Raw genomic sequence first — 12,781 nt, forward strand, 5'->3', positions numbered from 1 at the left:
CCGAATGATTCCGGCATTTCCGGAAACTAGTCGGGAGTACTCAGCAAAAACAGCGCCAGCTCGTGCTGATGCCGGCTGGTTAAAGCCTCAGCGCTTGGCCGGTTCTTCCGCCACCGGATGCATGGCGCGGTTGATGTACGAAATGATGGCCTGGATGTCGCTCTCCTTGAGCACCGATTTCCATGCCGGCATCGACGTGTTGGGCAGCCCTTCGCGGATGGCGTGGGCCAGGGTGGAGCGGGTGGCGGTGCGCATGAAGGCCGGGTCGCGCAGGTTGCGCGGATGCGGCTCCATGAACTTGCCGATCCAGTTCTGGCCGCTGCCGTCGGCACCATGGCAGAAGGCGCAGTTGAGCTGGAACAGTTTTTCGCCCCGGCGTTCCTGCGGCTTCATGCCGGCCACCTTGGGCGGGATGTCATGCAGCGCGTAAGGGCTGGCGCTGGTCATGGCATCGATCTTCGGCGCCGGGGCGGCCAGCGAGAAATTGTTGCGCGGGTAGGACAACGGGCGGGAGTCCCAGGCGATGTCGTCGTCGGTCGGTGCACCGCGGTCATGGCAGCTGACGCAACTGGCCAAATAGAGCCGCTTGCCCTCCGATTCCCGTTCGCTCAAATTTTCCCAAGGTCGGGAAAGCGGAATCTCGCCTTTGGCAAAAGGAAAGGCGTCCTTGTAGCGTTCGTGGTCGGGCCAGCCGTTTTCGACGGTGTGGTAGCGGGTGTTCTCGGCCTTGCGGCGGACGAACTCGTCGACCACGAATTCGGCGACGGCGCGCATCTCCCGGTCGGAGATGATGCCGGCGAAGGGTTTCATCGCGGTCCCCGGCTTGCCGGCCTGAAGCACGGCGACGACGCGTTCGGCGGTGAGGGTGGCGGGATCGGCCTGCTGGAAATTGGTCGGTTTCGGCGCCAGGTAGGTGGCCGCCAAGGTCTGCCCATTTCCGGAATAGCCGTGACAGAAATAGCAGCGGAAATTGTAGACGGCGCGGCCTTCCTCGATCTGCGGGGAAGCGGCACCGGCCGGCCCCCACAGGGAGATGCCGGCCAGCAGGATGGTCAGTGAGCGAATGGACATGCGGCGGGGAAATGCGTTATTTGGCGGAGGCTCCACGTCCCTGGACGAAGCGGCGGAAGACGAATTCGCTGACGTCGGTCATTTCCTGGTCGCTCAGCACCTTGCTCCAGGCCGGCATTTCGGCACCCAGGCGGCCGTCGTGCACGGCGGTGTAGATGGCCGGACGATTGAAGGCCAGGCGGAAATTCTTGTCGATGAAATTGCGCGGCTTGGGATTGATGAAGTAGGCGCGCGGTCCCTTGCCGTCGCCCTTGGCGCCGTGGCAGGTGGCGCAATTGGCCATGTAGAACTTCTCGCCGCGGGCGGCGTCCCCGGTCAGGCCGTTGGCAAAGGGCATGCTCATGCCTTCGCCGGCCTGCTCGCCGCTGCGTCCGGCATGGGCGTTCGTTCCCGAAATGCCGCCGGTCGACGGCAGCATCAGGCCAGCCCGCACGTAATCGACGACCGCTTCGATGTCGGTAGCCGGCAGGCGATTGGCAAAAGCGGCCATGGCCGTGTTGGGGCGGCCCTGGGTAACGGCGTTGATCATGCGTTCGCGCGTCAGCTCGACGCGTGCCTGCGGCGTCGTGAAATCGCGGGCCGGGATCAGGCCCGCGGCACCGGCCGCGCCCTGGCCCCGTTCGCCATGGCAGACCATGCAGTTCTGGGCATAGACGACGCGGCCGCGCTGCAGTTTCGGATCGAGCGAAACCTGCATGAAGGTGCTGCGGATGTAGTCGGCCAGGGCGGCGATTTCCTTGTCTTCGAGCTGGGTTTTCCAGCCCATCATCGCCGTACCCGGTTTGCCGTGCGTGATGATGGTGATCATCGTGTCGCGGGTCAGTTCCGGGGCGCGCGTGAAGTCTTTGGGCGGCGGAACCAGGCTGTTCTTGGCGCGGCTGTTGCCGTCGCCGCGGTCGCCGTGGCAGACCGAACAGTAGTTGTGGTACAGCACGTCGGGCTTGGAGGCGCCGCCCTTCAGTGGACGCTCGCCGGCCGAAGCAGCGGGGGCGAGCGAAATGAGGAAGGCAAGTAGCAGTGTGCTGGCAAAAGGTAGGTGCCGAGTCATCGTGTCACGTTCTCCGAAGCGCTTGGATGGTAAATGGTTTGGTCGGGATTGACTAGCAATATTCAGGCCGGATTCGGCCCGATATGGCACGTCACTTGCTAGGTCCTAACGGAACGAATTTGTTGCCTCATATTCGATAACTGGCTGGGAATGCATGAATCAAACCGTGGTGCTCGCGATGGCGTTGACACTGTCCCTGTGCTGGGAGGTTCATGCCGCGGATGCGAAAAACCTGGCGATGGGTGCCAGCCAGCCGTTGAAGGGGCGAGAAGTCTATATGCAGTCGTGTGCGATGTGTCATAGCCCGGGGATTGGCGGTGCGCCACGGCCGGGCGTCAGTGAAGATTGGGCCGAACGGGCCAAGAAAGGACCTGCCGAATTGATGGTTTCCGTGTTGCGGGGCAAGGGGGCGATGCCGCCGAAAGGCGGAAACGCCTCGCTGAGCCGGGGTGAAGCCTATCTGGCTCTCGACTTCATGCTGAACGGAGATAAATAGTTTTCCAGACGGGCTGCCGGGCAAAGTACCCTCCCAAGTACTTTCATCACCTCCCTGAACGATTGTTCCGGTAGCCATTTGCCCGCAACCCGAGAAATCGGGTTGCGTTTTTTTTGGAGTACAGTCTGTCGCTACGTAGTGCCCTGTTGATGGTGCTCATGGTCGTTGGCCTGCTGCCTGATGGATATCTGCGGGCGGCAGACATACGAACGACCCCGCACAACCTTACGCGCCAGGGGGCCCAGGTCGAGCCTGAGGAGGTCTGCGTCTTCTGCCATACCCCGCAGCTGACGCCGAGCGACCTGTCGCGCAGCAATATCGCCATGCAGCCCATGTGGCAGCCGTCGCTGTCCAACCAGCATTCCTACGTGATGTACGACGATATCGGCCGCCTGCAGTTCGGCGACAAGCCGGCCGTCGGCTCGCAGTCCATCGCCTGCCTGTCCTGCCACGATGCCAACCAGGCCTTTTCGGTCCAGTCGGCCGAGACCGATCACCCCTTCGGCATTCCGTATCGCGGTTATTCCCGCGGCCGGGAACGCACCCCGGCGGAGCTGGCGGCCGGCGAAGGCATGCCGTCCCGGGCGGCGAAGGAACTGAAGGCGCTGGACGATTTCCGCCTGCCCAGCCGCGGCGTGGTCGATAACCGGACGGTATGGTGGGTTTCGGCATCGGGCGTGACGCCGTTCCGGACGCGGGCCGATCTGCCGCTCTATGCGCGCCCGGCCGCAAACGGCGAGATTCCTTTCGTCGAATGCAGCAGTTGCCACGACCCGCATATATCCACCCGTTTGTTTCTCCGGGTTGATAATGCCGGCAGCCGTTTGTGCCTGACGTGCCATGACAAGTAATTTTGAAAGAGGTGGGTAGATGAATACTCCATATCGAAAATTCGCAAATCTGGGAAAGATCTTTCTGGTTGCTGCGATTGCCGCCATCGCCGGCTGTGCGCCGGTGCAGGAACGTGCCGACGCCGACAAGCCCAGCTTGCTGATCTATCCGCCGCCGCCGGACGAGCCGCGCTACGCCTACGAACGGACGATCTACGGCAGCGCCGACGTGACGCCGCGAAAGAACGATGCTGCCTTGAAGCGCGCATTGACCGGCGAACTGGAGCGCTCCGAAGGCCTGGTCAAGCCGTATGCCGTGGCCGTGCATCGCGGCCGGATCTTCGTCAGCGATTCGGCGGACCGTTTCGTCAAGGTCTTCGATGTCCCCGAGGGGCGCTATTTCAAGATCGGCGACGACGAACTCGGCCCGCTGACCAAGCCGCTCGGCGTCGACGTCGATACCCAGGGCAACCTGTTCGTGGCGGACGGAACGGCCCGGGCGATCATGGTGTACAGCCGGGACGGCAAATTCCTGCGCAAGATCGGCGGACCCAATGTATTCGAGCGGCTGTCCAGCGTGACGGTCGATAGTCCGGGGCAGCGGGTGTTCGTCACCGATATCGGCGGCGTATCGTCGGACCAGCACAAGATCAAGGTTTTCGATTCGAACAACGGCACGCACCTGTTCGATCTCGGCAAGCGGGGCATCGGCCCCGGCGAGTTCAACCTGCCGCGCGACGTGGCCATCGGCATCAATGGCCAGATCTACGTCGTCGATGGCGGCAATTTCCGGGTCCAGGTTTTCGACCGGACGGGGCGTTTCCTCAGCAGCTTCGGCTCGGTGGGCAAGCAGATGGGCAACTTTGCCCGGCCCAAGGAGATCGCCACCGACGCGTCCGGCAATGTCTATGTGGTCGACGCGGCATTCGGCAACTTCCAGATATTCAATGCGGACGGCGACCTGCTGATGTTCATCGGCGAGCGTTCCGAGCGGGACGGGCCGGCGCACTACATGCTGCCGTCCGGTATCTACGTCGATGAGGACGGCCGTGTTTACATGGTCGACCAGTGGTTCAAGAAAATCGACGTCTTCCGGCCGCACGCGCTGGGTGCCGACACCGGTTTCCTCGCCAAGCGGGCCGCTCCGATCAAGTAGGCATGGCTCCACCATCCGCAGCGCGCTCTTCCCGGCGGTGAGAAGGTGCGCTTCCTAAGAACGGGAAATCCCCTTTTACGAAAGGGGATTATTTCGCGAAATTGGCCGATTTTTGCGTCCCGTGGTTTTGTAAGTGATTGATTGATATATCTACGATGTTCATGGCATGCCATGTGCTTTGAATTGATCGTCCGGGCCTTCTGGCTCGCAAAACTTGATCAATTTCTTAAAGGGTCGGGAGTCAAACTATGTTCAAGCACACCACGGAAAAGCGAAATCTTTCCGGGCGCGTTGCCAAGCTGATTGCGGTTGCCGCACTCGCGCTTGGTGCGGTCGGGGCGCACGCGGGTATTGCCAACACCAAGCACAACCTTGGCGCCAACAATGCCGTCAATGAAAACTACATGACGACGGGTACCACCGAAATCTGCGTTTTCTGCCATACGCCGCACGCCTCGAATACCAACGTCAAGGCGCCGCTGTGGAACAAACCGGTGGCTGCCGGCAGCACCTACACCACCTACACCACCGCCGTGTCGGCCACCATCGACGGCTCGGTCGACATGTCCGGCATCTCGCTGGCCTGCCTGTCCTGCCACGACGGCACGCAAGCCATGGACACCATGATCAACAAGCCGGGTTCGGGCGGTTACAACGCCGCGGGCTCGACCATCACCGGCGGCGCCTGGACCGGCACCCACCAGGATGGCACCGGCAAGATGATCAACACCGGTGAATTCATCGCCATGCTCGGCACCGACCTGACCAACGATCACCCGGTCGGTATCCAGTATTGCGGTGGCGGTGTCAGCACCGGCGGTGCCTCGACCACCGCTGCTTCGACCGGTAGCTGCCGCGACACTGACTTCGTCGCCCCGCAGAACGGCCTGATCGGTGGCGCCCGTACCTGGTGGGTGGATAACTCGGTCGGTGCCGCCGGTACCCGTCAGAAGACCGACATGATCCTCTACGCTCGTGCTCCGACCCTGACCGGCGATGCCACCTCCGGCATGTACCAGCCGTTCGTCGAATGCGCCAGCTGCCATGATCCCCACTCCGAAAACGCCACCTTCCTGCGTATTCCGAACACCCAGAGCGCAGTCTGTCTGACATGTCATAACAAGTAAGGGGCCGCGGTCTACCGCAAGTGTCCTTGCAAGCGGGCCGACACGCAGTGTGTTCGGCCCGTTTTTCTTTTCAGGAGAATGGTCCAGTGAAAACAACATCCCGAGCCAGCGTTTGCCATGTACTTGCCCTGATGGCCGGCTTGTCCGGCTTGCCCCTGGCATGGGCCCAGGCCGCCACCAACCCCGCTGCCACCCCGGAGGTCGAGCAGACCAAACCGGTAGCCGCCAAGGATCTGCACGATCGCGTCTTTGCCGTGATCAACGGGCGAGCGATTCCGACTTCCGACTATGAGGGCGCATTTACCGCCCTGATCCGTCAGCGGTTTTATCACGGCCAGATTCCGGAAAACGAACTGGCCGGTGTTCGCGAAGAGATCAAGAGCAAGCTGGTCCAGCGGGTCGTCCTGCTCGAAGAGGCCGAGCGCCGCAATATCACGCCGGAGCAGGCGCAGATCGACGAAGTCCTGGCTGGCTATGAAAAGCGCTACACCAACAGCCCGCAGTGGCAACAGAACCGCGAAATGCTGCTGCCCGGGCTGATCAAGCAGCTCTCCGAGCAGAGCCTGATCGCCCAGCTCGACAAGCAGGTGCGCGATGTGCCGCAACCGTCGGATGCCGAGGTGCGCGCCTTCTACGACAAGAATCGCAACCTCTTTACCGAACCTGAGAAAATCCGCTTGGCGGTGATCCTGCTGGCGGTCGATCCCTCATCTCCGGCGACGGCCTGGCAGGCGACTCGTGACGAGGCGCGGGCCATCTACGCCCGTCTGCAGAACGGCGCCGACTTCGAAGAGGCGGCCCGCCTGCACTCCAGCGTCTATGCCGAGAAGAGCGGCGATATGGGCTACCTGCATCGCGGCATGCTGCCGGAGAACATCCAGTCCAAGGTCGACCAGTTCGAACTCAACAAGGTCAACGAACCGATCGACACTCTGGAAGGGGTGGCGATCTTCCGCCTGGTCGATCGTCTCGCCGCGACGCCGCGGGATTTTGCCGATGTCGCGACGCGAGCACGAGATTTGCTGGTACGTGAACGTCAGGACGCCGCCTGGAAAGAACTGATCGACCGATTGGTCGCCAAGGCGGACGTCAAGTTCATGCATGCTGTCTCAACGGAGCAGCGTGAAGGTGCAAAAAAATAGTCAATTTGGTCGTCTAGAAGGTGGGAAAACCCGGTACTCGCGCGCGTCCGTCCGGTTCCAGAATCCTGTTGGCAGGTCTGGCCGGCGGGGCGTTGACCTTTTCCCCCTATAGCCTGGCGCTTGAAGGAGCCGGGCCGGAGGCGCTGCCGCCGGTGCGCGAGACCGTGATGGTCGGCGCCGTCCAGGCGGCGCTGGCCGATATCGGCCAGGGCGGCGAGGGCGGCGGTTTCCCGCTGCGCCGCAGCGACTTGCTGTCGGGTTTGCCGGCCGGGAGCAATCTCCAGCCGGTAATCGACGTTCCGGACGACGGCCTGCCGCTACGGATGACCTCGATGCTTGGCGCCGCGCGCCAGGAATGGCCGGCCGACGTCGAACTGCCGTTGCGGCTTAGCCAGATGGTGTCGACGCCGCAACCCGGCGCCAAGGAACCGCTGTGGATGACGGTGCCGGACCAGCCGGGACAACTTCGCCAATCGCGGGAACTCTCCTTGCCGCTGCCAGGGGCGGCGGGTATCGGCCAGCCGGCACGGGCCGGGCAAGCATTTCCCGGGAGCGGCACAGCGCCCATGGCCGCGGGCTCGGGCGCCACCGGGTCGCCTGCCTCTGGTGGTGGGCAGGGTAGTGGCCAAGGCACCTCCGACTCAAGCTCTTTTGGTGCCTTCGGCTGGGAAATCCCGCCCATCCGCTGGGGCGGCAGCCTCGGCTACGGCCTGCAGAAGACCACCACCAATACGGGGTATTCATCGACTTCCAACAACGTATTCGCCAATCTTTCGGCGTCCAGCTACATCTATGCGCCGTGGCTGGCCCGGGTCAGCGGCCGTATCGGCCTGACCACGACTTCGACGAGCAGCCAGAGCCCGGGGTTGTCAGGCGAGGACTCCAATCGCAGTGCCAACGTGGTCGGTGGCGGCGAAGTGAACATGTTCTCCAGCAGCCGCTATCCGTTCCGGGCCTATTTCGACCGTACGGATAGCCGGGCCAGCGGCACGATCGTCACCAACGATTACGTCAATAACCGCTACGGCATGAGCCAGAATTTCCGTTCGGAAGACGGTATCAGTGGCGGCAACGTTATTTTCGACCGCAGCGAGATCAATTCGTCCAACGGGCGCCGCGACGAGGTGACGGCGCTTTCCGGCGGCTATTCGACGCAGACCGGGATCGTCCAGAACACCCTCAACGGGCGCTACTCGCTGGGGCAGCGCAGCGGAACGGATGACCGCGTGCGCCTGATCGGCCTGAATTCGGCGCATATCGCCAACGTCAGCGACACCCTGAACCTCGGCGCGACGATGAACTACACCGATAGCGACATCCGCACGGCATCGGGATTCGGCGACTCCGCGACCAATCGCGGGCAATACCTGCAGCTCTATACCTACGGTTCCTGGCTGCCGGACTTCGAGGATCTCGACGACCTGCCGCTGACCTTGAACGGCGGCTTGCGCTATACCTCGCAGGAAAACCAGTTCGGCGGCGAAGGATTCTCCGCCCAGTCGATCGGCGGCAACCTGTCCGGCATGTATCGTTTCTCGAACAATCTGTCGATGTCGGCGAACGGCTCGATGAACCAGCTGACCCAGTCGAAGGGACCCAGCCAGACGCTGACCCAACTCGGCTCGTCGATCAACTACACCGGCAACCCTCTCACTTTTGGGAAATTTTCCTATAATTGGAATACGGGGGCCAACGCCAACTGGCAAAGTGCGGTCGCGACGACGCCGTCCAACACCATGACCAGCGGCCAGGCGAGTCATAACCTGTCGCGCATCTACACGCTGGGCGAGGGGCAAACCCTGGCCTTCAACGGTTCGCAGTCCCTCAACGTGGTCAACAGCGCACTGGTGGGCACCACGCAGTCCCTGACCCACACCGTTTCGGCCAATCTCGGGCTGAGCGCGGCCGAGCGTTTCTCCGGTTCGTTGAGCACCATGGTTTCCGATGTTCGGACCACCGGCTATCTCGAGCAGCACTATCAGGTGCTGAATGTCGGTTTCTTCGGCCAGGGGCAGCTTTCCCAGGTTTCGTCGGCCAATATCAACCTGATGTTCAACTGGTCCGATCAGAGCTTCAAGACCGTCGATTCCTTCGGTATCCCGGTCACCCAGAACGCCCAGCACATGACGCTCAACGGCTCGGCCGCCTACAGCCACATGCGCTTCGCCGGCGTCCGCGGCCTGCGCTACACCCTGAACTTCGCGGCCGACACCCGTCTGCGCGACGACCGTCTCTACGGCAACGTCAATGGCGAGGTCGATCGCGCCCGCTTCGCGCTGACCAATCGCCTCGAATATCGCATCGGTTTGCTCGACTTCCGTCTCTCGCTGACCAACAACGAGGTGGGTGGCAAGAAAAATGCATTGCTCTTTTTCCAGGTGTCCCGGCAAATCGGTTCGTACTGATTCCGCTGAGCCGGGCTGGCTGATTCAGTGCATAAAAAACCAAGAGGTCGTGTAATGAAAATACTCTCGAAACTGAGGGCAAGTATCGCAGTCGCTGCGGTCCTGGTGTTGTCCACAGTCATGTTCGTGGATATCAACGATGCCCAGGCCGAATACGGCGACGTGGTCATCAACAACTATTCGGACGGCGCCGGCATGCGTCCGGTGGTTTTCCCTCACTGGTTCCACCGCGTTCGTTTCCGCTGCAAGGTGTGCCACGCCGACCTCGGCTTCAAGTTCCAGGCGGGCGGCAACGAAATCAACATGGTCAAGATCATCGACGGCCAGTTCTGCGGCGCCTGCCATAACGGCGACATCGCCTGGTCCGTCGAAAACTGCAACCTGTGCCACTCCGCCAAGCCGAATACGCCGACGCAGGTTCATGAAAGCACCGTTCAGAAACTGGCGCAGCCCTCTGGCGCGAAGAAGTGAGGGAGACAGCCATGAAAATCTCGAATCGTATTACCGCCATCGTCGCCGGTCTGTGTCTCGCCCTGCCGGTACTCGCCCAGCAATCCGGCAAGGACGTCTACACCAAGGTCTGCTCGACCTGCCACGCCACCGGCCTGGCCGGTTCGCCGCGCCTGGGCAATGCGGCCGACTGGGGGCCGCGCGCCGCGAAGGGCTTGGCCAGCCTCTACCAAAGCGCCCTGACCGGCACGCCGAAGGGCATGCCGGCCAAGGGCGGCCACATGACCCTGCCCGATGCGGAAGTCAAGGCGGCGGTGGATTACATGCTGGCCTCGGCCAACGTGAAGCCGGCCAAGCCGGAAGCCGAGCCCAAGAAGGAAGAGCCGAAGAAGGCTGAAGCCAAGAAGGAAGAGCCGAAGAGAGAGGAAGCGAAGAAGGCTGAAGCCAAGGCCGCGCCGGCCCCCGCGGCGGCTCCCGCACCTGCTCCGGTGGCGGCTAGCGCACCGGTGGTGCCGGTTGCCGCAACCGAGGTTTCGGCCGCCGACATCAACTCCTTCAACCGTCTGCTGAAGCCGGCGAGCAAGCGCAACCTGCCGCCGCCCGAGGACGGCATCCACGATCCGGCGAATGACGGCACGCATGCCCTGCAGCCGCCGCTGGCCGCCTTCGGCGCGCTGCCCAAGGCACCGTCCGGCAATCGGGTGAACTGGGTTGAAGCCATCGGGCAGAAGAAGATCAATCCGCGTTACGACCGGCTTGATCCGAAGGCCGAGCCGATCGTGATGGATCTGAACATCGTCCGCGAAGTGAAGGGCTCGATGCCGGATGTGGTCTATCCGCACAAGCAGCACACCGAGTGGCTGGATTGCTCGAACTGCCATCCGGCCATCTTCGTGCCGCAGAAGGGTGCCAACGCCATCAGCATGGCTTCCATCCTGCTCGGCGAGAAATGCGGCGTCTGCCATGGCAAGGTGGCTTTCCCGGTTTCCGAGTGCCGCAACTGCCACTCGAAGAAGAAGGATATTGCGAAGGCGCCGACCCCGGTCGCCGCTACCAAGTGATTTGATCGGCGGGGAGTGCGGTTCGCGCTCCCCCTGGAAGGGAAAGAAACCAATGGAAAAATTCATGCTCAAGGCCGGGCTGGTTGCCGCGGCACTGACCGCCGGCCAGGGCCTCATGGCTCCGGCTGCCGTCGCCCAGGAAAGCGCCGCGACCCGTTTGTCGGCTGGCAAGATCGACAAGGATCAGCTGCTCTTCAATATGGAATCGGTCGGCAAGCTGCTCGAGTCGTCGTCGGCCGCCCGCCAGGTCGAAAGCAGCAAGGCGCCGGAGGCATTGGCCCGTCGCGACCGCGCTCGCGAAATCTACAAGTCGGCCAAGGCATCGCTCAATGCCGGCGATCTGGAAAAGGCCAACAGCCAGCTGGCCGAAGTGCGTGCCGCCTTCTTCGAAGCCGTGCGCCTGGCTGCACCGGAAGAGGTGACGGCCAAGAAGCTGGAAGCCGACTACCGGGCGCGTCTCGACAGCGTCAATGCCTTGCTCGGCGCCTACCGTCGCGTCGCCAGCGAAAAGGGCAGCGCCTCCAAGACCGTCAGCGAAACCGTGGCCCAGATCGACAAGTCGGTGGCCGAGGCCGCGCGTCTGGCGCAGGGCGGCAAGTACAAGGAAGGGCGCGCCGAACTCGATCGCGCCTACCTGGTTGCCAAGGCCGGGATCAGCTCGCTGCGCAGTGGCGACACCCTGGTGCGTTCGCTCAACTTTGCCAACAAGGAAGAGGAATACCAGTACGAGATCGACCGCAACGATACGCACCAGATGCTGATCAAGGTTCTGGTCGAGGAAAAGCGGGCCGGCAATCCCATGCTCGACCAGCAGGTCCAGGGCTTCGTCGCCAGGGCCAAGGAATTGCGCTCGTCGGCCGAAGCGGCCGCCGCCAAGCGCGACCATGCTCAGGCGGTCAAGCTGCTCGAGGAGTCGACCGTCGAACTGGTCAGAGCGATCCGCAATGCCGGTATCTATATTCCGGGTTGAGTTTCTTCGATCCGTACTAGGCCTGGCCCGGGGTGTCACAAGCCCCGGGCTTGTGCTTTTTTTGCTGTTTTTTTTGCTGTTGCGCAGTGCCGGGGCTGGCGAATGGCTGCCGCTGAACAACGACGGCATCCACGACCCGCGCTCGCGGGCCGTCAAAATCCTGCAGCAGCCGCGCGAGGCGCTGCAAGGACTGACTCCCGACCACGCCGGCAACCAGGTGCGCTGGGTGCAGGTGCTGGACAAGGGCGAAATCCGGCCGCGTGAAAAACTGTTTCCGCAGACCGTCGTCCAGAAGCTGGATCTCGACGTCATCCTGGACGCCAAGGGCGGCATGCCGGCCGTGCGTTTTCCCCATCGCCCGCATACCGAATGGCTGGATTGCGTCAATTGCCATGACGGCCTGTTCGCCAAACGGGCGGGGGGGAGCAAGATTTCGATGTTCAAGATCCTGCAGGGGGAGCAATGCGGGGTCTGCCACGGCGCCGTCGCCTTCCCGCTAACCGAATGCGCCCGCTGCCACAGCATTCCGCGCCCTGGGCACACCCAGCCGGTCATCCCGCCCGGTATCGATCCGCGTATCCACCAGGCCGTCGGGCAGGGGCAGAAATGAGCCACGTCTATGCCGTGCTGCGCAAGATCGGGATACTGTCCCTGGTGCTGCTCTCGCTGATGGTGGTGCCGGGGACGACGCAGGCCGAATATGCCGACGTGGTGATCAATCGCCAGGCCGAAAAGAACGGCATGCGCCCGGTGGTTTTCCCGCACTGGTTCCACCGCATCCGATTCCGCTGCAAGGTCTGCCATGCTGAGCTAGGATTCAAAATGCGCGCTGGCAGCAATACCATCACGATGACCGACATCATCGAGGGGAAATTCTGCGGTGCCTGTCACAATAACGATATCGCCTGGTCTCCCGAGAATTGCGACCTCTGCCATTCGGGAAAGCCGGGCCTGCCGACGGGGGTATTTGGTGGACATGAGACTTCTGGACCAGGGCGCTGGTAAATCCGTAGGGTCGAGCCAGG

The 12,781-nt window shown here is 62.6% G+C and carries 13 protein-coding genes; 11 read left to right on the forward strand and 2 right to left on the reverse strand.

Annotation, left to right across the window (positions count from 1 at the left end):
* Window positions 1-87: 87 nt before the first annotated feature.
* Window positions 88-1,071, reverse strand: coding sequence for a c-type cytochrome (locus tag LZ012_RS09100; protein WP_275709935.1), 984 nt, complete (start codon window positions 1,069-1,071; stop codon window positions 88-90).
* Between the two features lie 16 nt (window positions 1,072-1,087).
* Complete coding sequence (locus LZ012_RS09105) at window positions 1,088-2,119, reverse strand: cytochrome c (protein ID WP_275709937.1); 1,032 nt, start codon at window positions 2,117-2,119, stop codon at window positions 1,088-1,090.
* A 154-nt stretch (window positions 2,120-2,273) separates the two neighbouring features.
* Between LZ012_RS09105 and LZ012_RS09110 the strand changes: the two genes are divergently transcribed.
* The 11 genes from LZ012_RS09110 (at window position 2,274) to LZ012_RS09160 (ending at window position 12,761) form a co-directional block, all read left to right on the forward strand.
* A complete protein-coding gene (locus LZ012_RS09110) occupies window positions 2,274-2,615 on the forward strand; it encodes a c-type cytochrome (RefSeq protein WP_275709939.1) in 342 nt (113 codons plus the stop codon).
* Window positions 2,616-2,728: 113 nt separating this feature from the next.
* Entirely contained in the window at window positions 2,729-3,466 is a 738-nt protein-coding gene (locus LZ012_RS09115) for a cytochrome c3 family protein (protein WP_275709941.1), read from the forward strand.
* A 19-nt stretch (window positions 3,467-3,485) separates the two neighbouring features.
* A complete protein-coding gene (locus LZ012_RS09120) occupies window positions 3,486-4,601 on the forward strand; it encodes an NHL repeat-containing protein (RefSeq protein WP_275709943.1) in 1,116 nt (371 codons plus the stop codon).
* A gap of 248 nt (window positions 4,602-4,849) precedes the next feature.
* Window positions 4,850-5,728, forward strand: coding sequence for a cytochrome c3 family protein (locus LZ012_RS09125; protein WP_275709945.1), 879 nt, complete (start codon window positions 4,850-4,852; stop codon window positions 5,726-5,728).
* A gap of 86 nt (window positions 5,729-5,814) precedes the next feature.
* Entirely contained in the window at window positions 5,815-6,870 is a 1,056-nt protein-coding gene (locus LZ012_RS09130) for a peptidylprolyl isomerase (RefSeq protein WP_275709947.1), read from the forward strand.
* A gap of 68 nt (window positions 6,871-6,938) precedes the next feature.
* Entirely contained in the window at window positions 6,939-9,275 is a 2,337-nt protein-coding gene (locus LZ012_RS09135; RefSeq protein ID WP_275709949.1) for a hypothetical protein, read from the forward strand.
* Window positions 9,276-9,329: 54 nt separating this feature from the next.
* Complete coding sequence (locus LZ012_RS09140; RefSeq protein ID WP_275709952.1) at window positions 9,330-9,746, forward strand: c(7)-type cytochrome triheme domain-containing protein; 417 nt, start codon at window positions 9,330-9,332, stop codon at window positions 9,744-9,746.
* 11 nt (window positions 9,747-9,757) lie between these two features.
* Window positions 9,758-10,786, forward strand: a complete 1,029-nt coding sequence (locus LZ012_RS09145; protein WP_275709954.1) for a c(7)-type cytochrome triheme domain-containing protein — start codon at window positions 9,758-9,760, stop codon at window positions 10,784-10,786.
* A 52-nt stretch (window positions 10,787-10,838) separates the two neighbouring features.
* Window positions 10,839-11,756: a hypothetical protein gene (locus LZ012_RS09150; RefSeq protein WP_275709956.1), complete on the forward strand. Its 918-nt coding sequence runs from the start codon at window positions 10,839-10,841 to the stop codon at window positions 11,754-11,756.
* A gap of 52 nt (window positions 11,757-11,808) precedes the next feature.
* Window positions 11,809-12,366 carry a c(7)-type cytochrome triheme domain-containing protein gene (locus tag LZ012_RS09155; RefSeq protein ID WP_275709958.1) on the forward strand — a complete coding sequence of 186 codons (558 nt, stop codon included), beginning with the start codon at window positions 11,809-11,811 and terminating at the stop codon, window positions 12,364-12,366.
* Entirely contained in the window at window positions 12,363-12,761 is a 399-nt protein-coding gene (locus LZ012_RS09160) for a c(7)-type cytochrome triheme domain-containing protein (RefSeq protein WP_275709960.1), read from the forward strand. The genes LZ012_RS09155 and LZ012_RS09160 overlap by 4 nt, the downstream gene beginning before the upstream one ends.
* Window positions 12,762-12,781: the final 20 nt, after the last annotated feature.

Origin of the sequence: Dechloromonas hankyongensis, from assembly GCF_022012295.1 — a bacterium.
Lineage (GTDB): Bacteria > Pseudomonadota > Gammaproteobacteria > Burkholderiales > Rhodocyclaceae > Azonexus > Azonexus hankyongensis.